Annotated in this window: 13 protein-coding genes; 3 read left to right on the forward strand and 10 right to left on the reverse strand. The window is 75.7% G+C overall.

Annotation, left to right across the window (positions count from 1 at the left end; all coding sequences use genetic code 11):
* Positions 1-139: 139 nt before the first annotated feature.
* Both JOE68_RS15390 and JOE68_RS15395 read left to right on the forward strand, forming a co-directional pair.
* A complete protein-coding gene (locus tag JOE68_RS15390) occupies positions 140-946 on the forward strand; it encodes a hypothetical protein (RefSeq protein ID WP_204843030.1) in 807 nt (268 codons plus the stop codon).
* A 186-nt stretch (positions 947-1,132) separates the two neighbouring features.
* Positions 1,133-4,483: a hypothetical protein gene (locus tag JOE68_RS15395; protein ID WP_204843031.1), complete on the forward strand. Its 3,351-nt coding sequence runs from the start codon at positions 1,133-1,135 to the stop codon at positions 4,481-4,483.
* 155 nt (positions 4,484-4,638) lie between these two features.
* On the opposite strand, the gene JOE68_RS15400 is transcribed toward JOE68_RS15395, so the two are convergent.
* The 4 genes from JOE68_RS15400 to JOE68_RS15415 form a co-directional block, all read right to left on the reverse strand.
* Positions 4,639-5,502 (reverse strand): GGDEF domain-containing protein, encoded by an 864-nt coding sequence (locus JOE68_RS15400; RefSeq protein ID WP_204843032.1) that lies wholly within the window; start codon positions 5,500-5,502, stop codon positions 4,639-4,641.
* Between the two features lie 104 nt (positions 5,503-5,606).
* Entirely contained in the window at positions 5,607-6,443 is an 837-nt protein-coding gene (locus tag JOE68_RS15405; RefSeq protein WP_204846120.1) for an exonuclease domain-containing protein, read from the reverse strand.
* A gap of 25 nt (positions 6,444-6,468) precedes the next feature.
* A complete protein-coding gene (locus JOE68_RS15410) occupies positions 6,469-7,026 on the reverse strand; it encodes a TetR/AcrR family transcriptional regulator (RefSeq protein ID WP_204843033.1) in 558 nt (185 codons plus the stop codon).
* A 99-nt stretch (positions 7,027-7,125) separates the two neighbouring features.
* Positions 7,126-8,367 (reverse strand): erythromycin esterase family protein, encoded by a 1,242-nt coding sequence (locus tag JOE68_RS15415; RefSeq protein WP_204843034.1) that lies wholly within the window; start codon positions 8,365-8,367, stop codon positions 7,126-7,128.
* Positions 8,368-8,480: 113 nt separating this feature from the next.
* On the opposite strand from JOE68_RS15415, the gene JOE68_RS15420 reads away from it, so the two are divergent.
* The gene (locus JOE68_RS15420; protein WP_204846121.1) at positions 8,481-9,173 is read left to right on the forward strand and encodes a MerR family transcriptional regulator; all 693 of its coding nucleotides are present in this window, start codon (positions 8,481-8,483) and stop codon (positions 9,171-9,173) included.
* Between the two features lie 81 nt (positions 9,174-9,254).
* On the opposite strand, the gene dnaB is transcribed toward JOE68_RS15420, so the two are convergent.
* The 6 genes from dnaB to JOE68_RS15450 form a co-directional block, all read right to left on the reverse strand.
* Positions 9,255-10,616, reverse strand: a complete 1,362-nt coding sequence (gene dnaB, locus JOE68_RS15425; protein WP_372443301.1) for a replicative DNA helicase — start codon at positions 10,614-10,616, stop codon at positions 9,255-9,257.
* Between the two features lie 428 nt (positions 10,617-11,044).
* Positions 11,045-11,500 carry a 50S ribosomal protein L9 gene (gene rplI, locus JOE68_RS15430; RefSeq protein ID WP_204843035.1) on the reverse strand — a complete coding sequence of 152 codons (456 nt, stop codon included), beginning with the start codon at positions 11,498-11,500 and terminating at the stop codon, positions 11,045-11,047.
* Positions 11,501-11,517: 17 nt separating this feature from the next.
* Complete coding sequence (rpsR, locus tag JOE68_RS15435) at positions 11,518-11,757, reverse strand: 30S ribosomal protein S18 (protein WP_015105786.1); 240 nt, start codon at positions 11,755-11,757, stop codon at positions 11,518-11,520.
* Between the two features lie 45 nt (positions 11,758-11,802).
* Positions 11,803-12,303 carry a single-stranded DNA-binding protein gene (locus tag JOE68_RS15440; RefSeq protein WP_204843036.1) on the reverse strand — a complete coding sequence of 167 codons (501 nt, stop codon included), beginning with the start codon at positions 12,301-12,303 and terminating at the stop codon, positions 11,803-11,805.
* A gap of 12 nt (positions 12,304-12,315) precedes the next feature.
* Positions 12,316-12,645 (reverse strand): 30S ribosomal protein S6, encoded by a 330-nt coding sequence (gene rpsF / locus JOE68_RS15445; RefSeq protein ID WP_204843037.1) that lies wholly within the window; start codon positions 12,643-12,645, stop codon positions 12,316-12,318.
* 132 nt (positions 12,646-12,777) lie between these two features.
* Positions 12,778-13,761: a hypothetical protein gene (locus tag JOE68_RS15450; protein ID WP_204843038.1), complete on the reverse strand. Its 984-nt coding sequence runs from the start codon at positions 13,759-13,761 to the stop codon at positions 12,778-12,780.
* Positions 13,762-13,896 lie beyond the last annotated feature (135 nt).

Raw genomic sequence — 13,896 nt, forward strand, 5'->3', positions numbered from 1 at the left:
AGGGGTGCGCGGCGGGCACCGCGACTGGCACGCTCGACGGCGTCGGCTTGATCACCTCCGATCGACCGTGCCGGCGAAACCCAGCGTTCAGGTGGAGGTACCAGTGCTGTCGTCGGTCGACCAGCGAGCGGGTGCGGGGGTGAGCCGCGTCAGGCGGCTGCTCTCCCGTGCCCTGCTGGTCGCCGGCGGCGCGCTGGCCGGCACCGCCGCCGCGTGGGCGCTCTCCGCGGCCCCGGCCTCCGCCCAGGCGGCCGGCCTCGACCTCGGTGACGAGGGCGCGGTCGCGGCCGTCACGCGCGTCGTGGCGGACCGGGAGCCCGTCGGCGAGGCCGTCGCGCCGGTCCGCGAGGCCGTGCGCGGCCTCGACGCCGCGCTGCCCGCCCGCCGGGCGGCCGACGCGGCGCCGCCCGAGCTGGACCGGATCGCCGAGGGCCTGCGCGGCGCGTTCGGCCAGGCGGGCGCGGGTCTCAACCCCGGCGCGGCCACGCTCGACCCCCGCCCGACCGGCCTCGCCTCCGCCGGCCTCCTCCGCTCCACCGCGCCCGCCGGGCGCGCCGCGGAGGCCCGGCCCGCCGAGACCGCCCCGACGGCCGAGGCCGTCCCGGCCGTCGACCCGGTGGTGACCGGCGCGGCGGTGGTGCGCGGCCCGTTCGGCAAGCTCAGCGAGAGCTGGGCGGCGTCGCCCGCGCCGCTGCCCGCCGACGCGCTCGACCCCGGGCCCGCGGGCCCGGCCGGCCCGCCGTTCGCCCCGGCCACCCCGCCGTTCGGGGTGCCCGCCCACTGCACGTGCGCGGGCGACGGCTCCGGCTCCGCCGGCGGCGGCACCGGCCCGTTCACGGGCGTGTCCGCCGACGGCACCGACACCGCCGTGGCGCGGGCGCTGCTGCCCGCCACCGAGCGGAACACCGTGGCGCCCGGCAAGCAGCCCGGCACCACCCCCGACTGATCCCCGCGCGCGGTCCGCGACGGCCCCCGGCCGTCCGGTGATCGACCGACGCGCGTCTTCGCGCACCTGAACCGCACCCGGTCGACCAACCGCGCCGCCACCCCCGATCCGGGTGGTCCGCCTGACGCGCAACCGCGTCCGACCACCCTTCACCTCCCGCAAGGGACACTGGAAGAAGGAGAACCCATGCAAACCTGGGCCAAGCGCGGTATCCAGTCCGCACTTGTCACGGGTGGTCTGCTGATGCTCGGCACGGGCATCGCTTCAGCCCAGGAGAACGTCAGCCCCGACACCCCGCCTTCGCCGCTGGACTCGAAGGTGCGCGTGCCGATCGAGGTCGACAAGAACAACCTGGGCACTCCGGTCGGCAACCACGACCTGCCGTCGATCCGCCAGGAGCTCGGCACCGAGAGCCTCCGCGCCACCGTCCCCGCCAACCCGCTGTTCCGCGGCCTGCAGGACCGCGCGGGCGGGGTCGACACCTCGCACGTGACGCGTGGCAACACCGTCGACGGCGACGTGGTCGTGCCGGTGATGGCCTGCGGCAACGCCGTCGCGGCCGGCGGCGACGCGCAGTCCGTCGAGTCGTGCGACCAGTCTGCGCGCACCACCGACACCGGCCGGGTGCTCCGGACCGACGGCTCGAACAGCGCGCTGGCGGGCAACGCCGTCGCCGCCCACAGCGCGACCCCCGTCCTGGTCAGCGGCAACGCGGTGGCCGCGGGCGCCGACGCCTACTCCGAGACCGCCGCCCGCCAGGACGCCGCCGCCGGCGGCGACGTCGAGACCGCCGGCTCCGACGGCGCGCTGGCGGGCAACGTCGTGGCCGCCCAGCAGGCGACGCCGGTCCAGCTCGCCAACAACGGCGTCGCGGCGGCCGGCGTCGCGAACAGCACGTCCACCGCCGACAGCACCGCCCGCTCGGGCGGCGCGCTCAGCACCGACGGCGACCGCAGCTCCGTCGGCGGCAACGTCGTCGGCGTCCCGCTGGCCCCCGCCGCGGCCGTCGACGGCAACGCCGTCTCGGGCGTGGGCAACGCCGACACCCTCAGCCGCACCAGCACCGGCTCCACCGCGGGCCGCGAGCGGGTCGCGCCCAACGGCGCGACCCGGTACGCCAACACCAGCGGCGAGGACGCCACCGCCGCGGGCGGCGTGGTCCAGCCGCAGTTCGCCGGCCCGATCGCGACGAACGGCAACGCCGTCGCGGGCCTCGGCAACGCCGACACGGTCAACACGACGAAGGGCGTCGCGAAGGCCGGCGGGGTCACCGACACCAGCGGCGACGACTCGACGGTGTCCGGCACGATCGCCGACGCGCCGATCGCGCTGCCCTCCACCACCGGCGGCAACGCGGTCACCGCCGTGGGCAACGGCTCGGCCGCCCACCGCAACCAGACCGCCGCCGACGCGGGCGGCGAGACGCTGACCAACGGCGACCGCTCGGTGCTGTCGGGCAACTCGGCGAACACGCCGCCGGCGGGCGCCTTCGACCTGTGCGGTAACGGCGTGTCCGGCGGCGGCATCGCCGACGGCGAGTGCGACAACGTCGTCGAGTCCGAGGCCGGCGGCTACAACGGCACCACGGGCAACGACAGCGTCCTGTCCGGCAACATCGGCCAGGCCCCGCTGGGCGTGCCCGCCGAGGGCTTCGGCAACGGCGCGGCCGCGGCGGGCACCGCGTCCGGGGCGGCGGCGGAGGACAAGGTGATCCGCTCCGGCGGCACGCCCAACAGCCGCGACGACGACGGCACGGTGTCCAGCAACGTGGTCACCGCGCCCACGGCGGTCGGCGGCCAGGTGTTCGGCGACGCGGCCGGCGTGGTGGCGAACCCCACGAGCCGCAGCGACAGCGACACCACGATCGTGACCGGCGGGCCCGCCCAGGCCACCGGCCAGCACGGCTCGGCGTCGGGCAACATCGTCGAGGCGCCCACCTCCAACCCGGCGCAGGCGTTCGGCCTCACCGCCGTGGGCGTCGGCAACGGCTCCTCCGACGTGTCGAACCGGCTGCGCTCCCGCTCCGGCGGGTCGGCCGCGTCGACCGGTGACGAGGGCTCGGTCGCGGGCAACGTCGTGTCGCTGCCCGAGGCCACGTCCCCGCAGGTGTTCGGCAGCGCGGTCGGCGTGGGCGGCAACACCGAGAGCCGCGCCGGCAACGACTTCACGTCGTTCTCCGGCGGCGACGTCGCGACCTCGGGCAACCGCGGGTCGCTGGCGGGCAACGGCGTCACCGCCCAGCCGGCCGTGCCGTTCCAGGCGTTCTCCGACACCGTCTCGGCCGTCGGCAACGGCCGGTCGGACGTCGACAACAACTCCGCCGTGGTCGCCGGCGGCGGCCACAGCACCGAGGCGTGGGACTCCTCGGTGTCGGGCAACCTGGTCTCCGCCCCCGTGAACGCGGGCCCCGGGGCCTTCGGCGACGCGCTGGCGGCGGTCGGCCGGGCCGAGTCCGAGACCGACAACACCACCCTGTCCCAGTCCGGTGGCGCGACCGCCACCAAGGGCCGCGGCTCGGTGGCCGCGCAGGAGCTGGCGCTGCCCAACGAGGCCCGGCCCATCGTGCACGACGTGCCCGGCGAGGTGCTCGGCACGGCGACCACCGCCACGCGGGACGACTCCCGGCAGCGCACCGGGGACGACGACGTCGACGGCAACCCCGTCCGCAACTCCGCCGACCAGGGCATCCACCTGCCCCTCGGGATCGACAGCCTGATGGGACCGACGGAGGTGCCCAGCCTGAGCAGCCTGGACCGCTTGGCCTCGTTCGGCAGCCTGGACCTGCTGTCCGACCTGCACGCGCCGCGCGAGCTGGCGCTCGACGGCGCGCGCCTGCTGACCGTGCCCCCCGTGCTCGTCGACGAGGACCGGCCGCTCACCACGCCGGTCCTGGCCGTGCCGCCGCACCGCCCCACCGAGATGACCCCGCCGCGCCTGGGCGCGCCGGTCATCGCGGCGGAGTCCGGTGAGGCGCGGGCGGAGACCGTCCGCGTCAGCCAGGTGCGGGAGGTGCGCGAGCACGCCCGCCTGCCCCGGTCCGCCCGCAAGGCGCCCGGCCTGGACCAGCTGACCGGCGGCCTGAGCGTGGCCGGCCTGGGCGAGGGCAGCCCGCTGTCGGGCCTGGCCGGGGGCTTCACCCCGGCCCGCCTGGTGGAGGGGCTGACCCGGGCGGCGTCGACCGTCGGCGGCGCCACCCGGCACGCCGACGCCGAGGAGCGGTCGTTCACCGGCACCCTGCCGCTGGTCGACCAGGACGCGCCCACCCTGCCGACCCTGCCGGCCGTGCAGCGCGAGCTGCCGGGCCTGCCGGTCGCGTCCCCCGCGCCGCTGCCCTTCGTGGTGCCGGTGCCGGGCGTCGCGCAGCCGCGCACGCAGGCCGCCCCGGCCCTGCCGGCCCTGGACGGCCTGGCCGACGCCGAGGTGACGCGTCCGCTGGCCCCGATCACCCAGCGCGTGCACGCCCCGGCCCTGGCCGGCCTGGACGCCCGCACCGTGTTCGGCGCGCTGGAGGACACCACCGTCCTGCCCCGCATCTGACCGAACCCGTCCGCTGAGCCCCCGGCACACCCCGTGCCGGGGGCTCAGCCCTGTTCCGCCCCCCGAGCCGCGGCGAGCGCTCCGGGGTAGGTCATCTCAGGGCAGGTCGTCCCCATGCCGGTCGTCTCCGGCCGGTCCTTTCCGGACAGATCTTGTCAGGGCCGGTCTTGTCCGGGCCGGTCCTGCCTGGGCAGGTCGCGCGGTCCGGTGTGGCGCAGGCGCTCCTCCACGTAGGCGAGCACCGAGTGCAGCGGCGCGTCCCCGTCGCTGGTCACCCAGCACACCCGCACCCCGGGCCGCACCCGCGACCCCGCGATCCGCACCGCCCGCCCGGCCAGCTCGCGCACCCGCGCCGCCACCGCCTCGCCGCTGCCGTTCGGGTGCTCCGCCACCACCGCGAACCGGTCCCCGCCGTACCGCGCCACGGTGTAGTCCGCCCGCAGGCCCTGCCGCAGCCGCCCCGCGATCGCGGTCAGCAGCTCGTCGCCCCGCCGGAACCCGTGCTCCCGGTTCACCTCGGCCATCCGGTGCACGTCCGCCAGCACCAGCGACGCCAGGGTCCCGTGCGTGCGCGCCCTGGTCAGCGCCTGGCCGAGCCGGTCGAGCAGCAGGGCGCGGCCGGGCAGCCCGGTCAGCCCGTCGAGCAGGCGCGCGGAGTGCGGCACGTCCGCCTGCACCGGCCACAGCACCACGAGCACCTGCCCGCGCGGCTCCAGCGGGTGGTACTCGGCCCACACGTGCGCGTGCGGCAGCACCATCGGGATCGTCAGCGGCGCCCCGGTGCGCAGCACCTGCGCGGCCAGCTCCGCGCCCGAGGGCAGCGGCGCGCCGGACGCGTCCCGCCCCGGCGGCCGGCGCAGGCCGGGCAGCTCCGCCGAGGGCACGCCCAGCAGCGACGCGGCGAGCCGGTTGCCCGCGAGCACCGCACCGGCGCCGTCCTGGAGCAGCACCCCGACCGGCAGCTCGGAGACGAGCTCGTCCCACACCGCACGGGAAGCCGTTGTCTGCACGGTACTCATAGGACTGGTGCCCTCCGCCGGGTGCAACCCTGTCCGTCAAGAGCCTCCCCGCGGGTCGCGGGCATTTCAAGGGCACGCCCACCACTCGGTCCGGTGATCTTTGGTCAGCCGTGTAACGCCCCGACCAGCGCGCCGAACTCCCGTTCGGCCACGATCGGCACCCGGTACGCGCGGGCCCGCCGCGCCTTGCCGGACAGCGTGAACGGGTCAGCCGCGACCAGCACCCGGGTGGACCGGGTCACGTGGTCCCGGCTCACCAACCCGGCCGCGTGCGCGCGGGAGACCCACACGTCGCGCGGCTCGCTCAGCTGCCCGGTGAACACCACCAGGTCGCCCGCGCGCAACGCCACGTGCCCGGTCGGCGCGCTCGGCGCCGCGTGCCCCCGGCGCACCTCGCGCACGTCGTCGCCGGGCAGGTGCGGCCACGGCGCGGTCGGGGCGTCCAGCGGGCCGTGCCGCAGGTAGTGCGCGAGCAGCCGCCCGGTGGCCCGCGCGTCGTGCAGCGCGGAGTGCGCCTCGCCCAGCGGGATGCCGGCCGCGTCGCAGCAGGCCCGCAGGGACCGCCCGCCACCGGGCAGGAACCGGGCGGCGAGCCGCATCGTGCACAGCCCGTCGAGCGCCGGGTCGACGCCCAGCCGCCCGAACTCGGCCGCCAGGAACCGCGCGTCGAACGCCAGGTTGTGCGCGACCAGCACCCGCCCGGCCAGCCGCCGCGCCAGCGCCCCGGCGGCCTGCGCGAAGGTGGGCGCGTCCCACACGTCGGCGGCGGAGATCCGGTGCACGTGCTGCGGGCCCAGGTCGCGGCCGGGGTTCAGCAGCGTGCACCACTCGCCGGTCTGCCGGCCGTCGTCGTCCAGTAGCACCACGGCGACCTCGACGACGCGGTCGGACCGGCCCGCCGCGAACCCGGTCGTCTCCACGTCGACCACGGCGTACCCCATGACGGTCACAGCCTACCGACCGCGCTCACCCCAGCAGCGCCCGCAGCGCGAGGTCGACCACCCGGTCGGAGAACGCGCCCGTCAACGGGCCCGTTCGCAGCAACCACCGCTGGTACACCGGGCCCAGCAGCAGTTCCGCGGCGGCGGCCACGTCCACGTCGCCCCGGACGTCCCCGTCGCGCTGCGCCGCCGCCAACCGCTGCTCCAGCACCACCCGCCGGGGCGTCAGCAGCAGGGCCACCAGGTCGGTCCGGGCCTCGTGCACCAGCGCCCGGCACACCTGGTCGAACCGCCGCTCGCCCACCTCGGCGATGGCCTCGCGCAGCTCCAGCTTGAGGTCCGCGCCCAGCTCGCCCCACGGCCGGACCTCCCACCCCACCGCCCTGGACTCGATGAACGCGTCGAACAGCAGCGGCCCCTTGGCCTGCCACCACCGGTAGATGGTCTGCTTGCCCACGCCCGCGCGGGCGGCGACCGCCTCGACGGTCACCTTCGCGTAGCCCCGCTCCTCCAGCAGTTCCAGGGCGGCGGCGAGGATGGCCCGCCTCGAACGGTCGCTGCGCCGCGCCGCGTCGGGTGGCATCCCTTGATCGTATGCGCGTTTTTGCGGTTGTTCACAGTTCCCGGCGGTCGCGCCCACCGAGCGCGACCGCCGGGAACCGCGCCACTGCGCCACCCGCCGCTACCAGTACCGGTGCTGCTCCCCGTCGGTGTCGGCGATGAAGACGACGGCGTCGGCGCCGGCCACCCCCGCCGGGGTCAGCGGGAGGTGGCCGCGCGCGATCGGCTCGCCCACGCCGGTCGACGGGGGGAGCGCGGCGCTCAGCGCCCGCGCCGGGAACAGGGCGCGGCGGGTGGTCGCCCCGGCCATCGCGTGCTGGAGGGTGCCCGGTGCGCCGCAGGGGCCGCCGTCGGTCGCCACGAACACGTAGCGCTCGCCGAGGGTGAGCGCCGCGAGCGCGCCGGCGCTCGACCAGCTCACCTCGCCGTCCCAGGTCGCCATGCGGGACGGCATGCGCTGGAGGTGCACGTTGTGCGCGAACACCAGGCTCGGCCCGCGGCGCCGCTCCCGGTCGACGATCGCGAGCAGGTTCTCGGCCATCATCTCGGTGCGCAGGCTGAGCAGGGCCTCGATGCGGTCGGGCCCGGGGGTGGCCATCGCGGCGTGGTAGCGCAGCAGGCCCAGGGCGGTGCGCGCGTGCGCGACGGCGTGGGCGTGGCCGACCGGGTCGGCGGCGTGCAGGCCGGGCGCCGCGCGGCGCAGCGCGCTCGCCAGGTCGTCCGCGACGACGCGCAGCGCGCGGGCGCGGTCGGAGTCGCCGATCGACGCCGCCGGGTCGAACATGGCCGCCTCGTTCGCCCAGTCCGCGTCCTCGCCCAGCAGCGCGTCGAGGTCCCGGGTTGATCGGGGCCGCAGCGCCGCGGGCAGGAAGTCGACGACCGAGGACAGCGCGCGCCGCGGGCTCGGCGCGGCGGAGAACTCCACCGGGGCGTCGAAGCCGTGGAAGCGGACCTGGTCGCGCGGCGCGCGGCCGGCGTTGTGCGCGCGGAGCCACTCGACCAGCTCGCGGTTGCCGGGCAGGGCGCCGAACCGGTGGCTGAACCCGGTCGCGAGCACGGCGTCCACCTCTGCGTCCACCTCTGCTCCGGCGCCTGCCGCTCCCCCGGTCACGTACTCGTCGACGACGGACGCGGCGAACGCGTCGATCTCCAGCGCGATCGACCGGAACCCCCGCTCGACCAGGTGACCGAGCACCTCGTTGCGCAGCTCCGGGAACGCCGCGACCCCGTGCACCGGCTCCCCGAGGGCGAGCACGGCCGGCGGCTCGGCCCGCCCGGCGAGCAGTTCGTCGATCGCGCGGCCCAGGTCGGCCGGGTCGTCGAGTCGGCGGCCGATCGCGCGCAGTGCTGCGGCAGTGGACATGAGCACCCCTTCGGAAGAAGAACTCCCCACAACGCTATCGTTGAACGATCGGTTGGCACTTCCGCGGAGCCGACCGGGGAGTACCGGTCGAAACCCTCAATCGGAGGTGTGAGCTGCGACCCGTCGACCTCGCCCGGGAGCACGGGCTGTCCGCCCAGGCGATCCGCAACTACGAGGAGGCCGGCGCCCTCCCGGCGGCCGAGCGCGGCGAGACCGGCTACCGGCGCTACACGCCCCTGCACGCGCAGGCCCTGCGCGCCTTCCTCGCGCTGCGCGGCGGCCACGGGCACCAGCCGGCGCTGGAGATCATGCGCGCGACCAACCGGGGCGACACCGAGTCCGCCTACCGGCTCATCGACGCCGCGCACGTCGCGCTGCTCGCCGAGCGCAACACCCGGGCCGAGGTCGCGACGGCCCTCGGCGGCCTGTCCACCACGGCGCCCGCCCCCGTCCACGGCCGGCCGCTGACCGTGGGCGAACTCGCGCGCCGGCTGGGCGTGCACCCGGCGACGCTGCGCACCTGGGAGGCCGAGGGCATCCTGCGCCCCGAGCGCGACCCGGCGACGGGCTACCGCCACTACGGGCCCGACTGCGTGCGCGACGCCGAGATCGCCCGGCAGCTGCGCCGGGGCGGGTACCTGCTGCGCCAGGTCGCGCAGTTCACCGGATCGCTGCGCGCGGCGGGCGGGGCGGAGGCGCTGGGCGCCTTCCTCGACTCCTGGCAGGACCGGCTGACCACGCGCAGCCGCACCCTCCTCTCCGGCGCGGCCCAGCTCGACGCCTACCTCGCCCTCCGCGGCGCGTAGCGGGGCCGGCCGGAGCCGCCGGCGCGCCCCGCGGCCCCGGAGCGGTCCCCCCGGGGGGACCGCCGCCCCGACCGGACCGCGCTAGCCCTGCGCGAGGTCGGCGAAGCGGCTGTAGTGCAGCTGGTGGGCGACCGTGATCGTGGCGGTGGGGCCGGCGCGGTGCTTGGCGATGATCAGGTCGGCCTCGCCCGCCCGCGGGTCGTCGCGCTCCCACGCGTCCGGTCGGTTGATCAGGATGACCATGTCGGCGTCCTGCTCCAGCGAGCCCGACTCGCGCAGGTCCGACAGCTGCGGGCGCTTGTCGGTGCGCTGCTCGGGGCCGCGGTTGAGCTGGCTGATCGCGATGACCGGGACCTCCAGCTCCTTCGCGATCAGCTTCAGGTTCCGGGAGAACTCCGAGACCTCCTGCTGGCGGGACTCGCTGCGCTTGCCCGACGACATCAGCTGGAGGTAGTCGACCACCACCAGGCGCAGGTCGTGCCGCTGCTTGAGCCGCCGCGCCTTGGCCCGGATCTCCATCATCGTCAGGTTCGGCGAGTCGTCGACGAACAGCGGCGCCTCGCTGATCTCGCTCATCCGCCTGGCCAGCCTGGTCCAGTCGTCGTCGCTCATCCGGCCGCCGCGCATGTCGCCCAGGCGGATCCTCGCCTCGGCGGACAGCATCCGCATGACGATCTCCGTGCGGCTCATCTCCAGCGAGAAGATCGCGCTGGTCAGGCCGTGCTTGACCGAGCAGGACCGGGCGAAGTCCAGGCCCAGGGTCGACTTGCCGACGCCGGGGCGGGCCGCCACGATGATCATCTGGCCGGGGTGCAGGCCGTTGGTCAGCTCGTCGAGGTCCGCGAAGCCCGTCGGGATGCCCAGGGACGAGCCGCCGCGCGACGCGATGGCGTCGATCTCGTCCATCGTCGGCTGGAGCAGCTCCTCCAGCACCACGTAGTCCTCGGTCGTGCGGCGCTCGGTGACCTCGTAGATGGCCGCCTGCGCGCGGTCGACGACCTCGTCCACGTCGGCGCCCTCCGCGCCGTTGTAGCCGAGCTGGACGATCCGCGTGCCGGCCTCGACCAGCCGCCGCAGCACCGCCTTCTCCGCCACGATCTCGGCGTAGTAGGAGGCGTTCGCGGCGGTCGGCACGGTCGCGATCAGCGTGTGCAGGTAGGGCGCGCCGCCGACGCGCAGCAGCTCGCCCCGGCGCTCCAGCTCCGCCGACACCGTGATCGGGTCGGCCGGCTCGCCGCGCCCGTACAGGTCCAGGACGCAGTCGTACACCGCCTGGTGCGCGGGCCGGTAGAAGTCGTTGGGCGCGAGCACCTCGACGACGTCGGCGATGGCGTCCTTGCTCAGCAGCATCCCGCCCAGCACGGACTGCTCCGCCGCCAGGTCCTGCGGCGGCTGCCGTTCGAAACCGGGCTCGGCCATGCCCCGGTCGTCCACCAGCGCCACCGCGCACTCACCCCACTCCGCTCGTGTCCCCTGTTCTACCCCGCGGGTACGACAATTCCCGCGGGCGACGCCCTGTGACCCGGCGGACGGTAGAGGCCCCCGGATGGCGCAGGCAACCGACCCTGGGGACAGACCGGTGGACAGCTTGGGGATGGTTCGCGCCGGTTGGCCACATCGTCGTGGAAACCTGTGGACAACCTGGGTACAACTCTGGCCGTGACAGAAGTTTTCGCAGGTCAAGCCCTGTGGATAAGTATGTGGAAAAGTACTTCGTCACACCCTCGGCGTGTCGCGTGTAACCGCCTCCACGGCGTGTCGCGGTCGGCCCGTCACACGGGTTGTCCACAGCCGGACGTGCGAGAGCGCCGCCCGTCCGGAGTATCCGGTCGGACGGCGCTCCCGGCGTCGTTCGCGGGCGCCCGGCGCCCTCAGTTCGCGGCGGCGACCTCGACGGCCAGCGACACCGTGACCTCCGGGTGCAGGCGCACCGAGACGGTGTGCCTGCCCAGGGTCTTGATGTGGCCGGCGATGTCGACGGCGCGCTTGTCCAGCGTCGGGCCGCCGGCGCTGCGCACCGCGGACACGACGTCGGACGAGGTGACCGAGCCGAACAGCTTCTTGGAGCCGACGGCGGCCTTCGCCTTGAGCGTCACGGAGCCGAGGCCCTCCAGCGAAGCCTTGATCTCCTTGGCGTGGTCCAGGTCGCGGACCCGGCGGGTCTCCTGCGCGCGGCGGATGACCTCGACCTGCTTGGCCGCGCCCTTGGTGGCGAGGATCGCCAGGCCGCGGGGCAGCAGGTAGTTGCGGCCGTAGCCGTCCTTGACCTCGACGATGTCGCCGGGGCCACCGAGGCCGCTGACGTCAGCGGTGAGGATGAGCTTCACGGTGTTCTCCCCTTTCTCTAGCGAGCGGTCGAGGTGTAGGGCAGCAGCGCCATCTCGCGGGCGTTCTTGACCGCGACGGCGACGTCGCGCTGGTGCTGGCTGCAGTTGCCGGTCACCCGGCGGGCGCGGATCTTGCCCCGGTCCGAGATGTACTTCCGGAGCAGGGTGGTGTCCTTGTAGTCGATCGCGTGCGCGTTGCGGTCCTTGCAGAACGCGCAGACCTTCTTCTTGGGCTTGCGCACAGGCGGCTTGGCCATGTGGGTCACTCCTGGGATGACGCGGTGAAGTGGAGGGGGTGCGGTCTAGAAGGGGGGCTCGTCGGAGAAGCCGCCGCCGGAGCCGGCCGGGGGCGCGGAGCCCCACGGGTCGTCGGCCGGGGGCGTGGAGCCACCGCCGCGGGACTGGCCGCCGCCGCCGAAGCCGCCGCCGCCGTCACCCCGGCTCACCTTGTTGACCTTCGCGGTCGCGTACCGCAGCGAGGGGCCGACCTCGTCGACCTCCAGCTCGATGACGGTGCGCTTCTCGCCCTCCTTCGTCTCGAAGGAGCGCTGGCGCAGCCGCCCGCTCACGAGCACGCGCGAACCGCGCGTGAGCGACTCGGCCACGTTCTCCGCGACCTGCCGCCACACGTTGCACCGCAGGAACAGGGCTTCCCCGTCCTTCCACTCGCCGGTCTGGCGGTCGAAGGTCCGGGGCGTGGAGGCGACCGTGAAGCTCGCCACCGCGGCGCCGGACTGGGTGAAGCGCAGCTCGGGGTCGGCGGTCAGGTTGCCGACCACCGTGATCGTCGTCTCGCCTGCCATGTCGGGGAACCCCTAGACCTTGGCGGGCTGGACCTTGGCGGCCTTGGCCGCCTTGGCGGGCTCGCGGCGCAGGACCTTGGTGCGCAGCACCGTCTCCTGCAGCCCGAGCTGGCGGTCGAGCTCCTTCACCGCCTCCGGGGTCGACGTCAGGTCGAGCACCGCGTAGATGCCCTCGGAGTTCTTGTTGATCTCGAAGCTCAACCGGCGCTTGCCCCACACCTCGACCTTCTCGACGTTGCCGCCCGTGGTGCGGATGACGTTGAGGAACGTGTCGAGCGAGGGCGCGATGGTGCGCTCGTCGAGACTGGGGTCCAGGATGACCATGACTTCGTAATGACGCATGAAGACCACTCACCTCCTGTGGACTCGGCGGCCACGGACTTTCCGTGGCAGGAGGGTCGTCGCGTCAGCAACCCGGAGAGGCTAGCAAAGGGCGGTGCGGAACACCGCACCCGGGTGGTGGCGGGGCCGCGCTCAGCCGGCCGCGCGGCGCCGCGCCCAGGTGCGGGCCAGCGCGCCGGCCACGCAGGACAGCGCCAGCACGGCCGGCAGCACGGGGGCCGCCACGCCGCCCCCGGCGCCGGGCAGGGCGGTGGCGCGGCCCGCGGTCTGCGTGCCGTCCGCGCCGAGCAGGCCGTAGCCGGGGACGTCGCCGCCGTGGCGCGCGCCCGGCGGGGAGAGCCGCCCGAGCGCCGCGGACGGCAGCGCGCCGTGGCCGAACAGCGGCACGCGGCCGAACGGGTTCGAGCCGTGCGGCGGCAGGTCGGTCCCGCCCACGCCGCCGACCGGGGCGGAGCCGCCCGCCAGGCCGCCGCCGGGCCGGTCGGCGCCGGGGGTGCCGGCGCCCGGGTCGCCGGTGCCCGGGGTGCCGCCGGGCTGCCCGCCGCCCGGTCGGTCGGTCGGCGGTGCGCCGGGGTCGGGCGCCGGCTCGTCCCCCGGCAGGCCCGGCACCCGGCCGGTGGCCTGCTCGGCGGCGTCGGCGATCGCCTTCGAGCCGTCCCGGACGGGCGCGGCGGCGGTGTTCACGCCGGTCACGGCCACGCCGCAGAGCGCCGACAGGGTGGTCCGCACGTCGTGGGCCAGGGTGGCGGCGACCGGGCCGAGCAGTGCGATCCCGTCCAGCTCCGCCACGACCGCGTCGGCGATCCGGCCGCCGGTGATGACGCCGGATCCGGTGGGGATCGAGCCGACCGGGATGGGCGGCAGCGCCGTGAACGCCCGGCGGAAGGGCTCGGCCAGCGGCGGCCCGAGCAGCGGGACGGCCCGGACCAGGTCGGTCACCGGCTGCACGACCGCCGCGGGGCTCAGCGCCACCGGGGTGCCGGGCGCGCCCCGGACGGTGGTCGCGCACTCGCCGACCACCACCGGTTCGGCCGCGTCGGCGGTGCCGGACCCGGCGGCGCCGACCGCGAGCGCCACGGCCGCCGCGGCCACCGGGCGGGTGAGTCGGGTCCGCATGTCCGGCCTCCCTGAGCCTGCCCCGAACCGGGCGTCCGCACCGTCCCCTACTTACGGGTAACGAGCGTAGGGCCTCGTGGTGACGTGCGTCGCGCCCGGTGCGAACACTTTTCGTATCGGCGGTCCCGGCCACTT

The sequence above is a fragment of the Saccharothrix algeriensis genome (assembly GCF_016907655.1).
Classification (GTDB): domain Bacteria; phylum Actinomycetota; class Actinomycetes; order Mycobacteriales; family Pseudonocardiaceae; genus Actinosynnema; species Actinosynnema algeriense.

Bases quoted from the DNA above. Each gene is read 5' to 3' on its own strand.
- JOE68_RS15395 (WP_204843031.1), top strand. From the start codon at position 1,133: ATGCAAACCTGGGCCAAGCGCGGTATCCAGTCCGCACTTGTCACGGGT.
- JOE68_RS15400 (WP_204843032.1), bottom strand. From the start codon at position 5,502: ATGAGTACCGTGCAGACAACGGCTTCCCGTGCGGTGTGGGACGAGCTC.
- JOE68_RS15405 (WP_204846120.1), bottom strand. From the start codon at position 6,443: ATGGGGTACGCCGTGGTCGACGTGGAGACGACCGGGTTCGCGGCGGGC.
- JOE68_RS15410 (WP_204843033.1), bottom strand. From the start codon at position 7,026: ATGCCACCCGACGCGGCGCGGCGCAGCGACCGTTCGAGGCGGGCCATC.
- JOE68_RS15415 (WP_204843034.1), bottom strand. From the start codon at position 8,367: ATGTCCACTGCCGCAGCACTGCGCGCGATCGGCCGCCGACTCGACGAC.
- rpsR (WP_015105786.1), bottom strand. From the start codon at position 11,757: ATGGCCAAGCCGCCTGTGCGCAAGCCCAAGAAGAAGGTCTGCGCGTTC.
- JOE68_RS15440 (WP_204843036.1), bottom strand. From the start codon at position 12,303: ATGGCAGGCGAGACGACGATCACGGTGGTCGGCAACCTGACCGCCGAC.
- rpsF (WP_204843037.1), bottom strand. From the start codon at position 12,645: ATGCGTCATTACGAAGTCATGGTCATCCTGGACCCCAGTCTCGACGAG.
- JOE68_RS15450 (WP_204843038.1), bottom strand. From the start codon at position 13,761: ATGCGGACCCGACTCACCCGCCCGGTGGCCGCGGCGGCCGTGGCGCTC.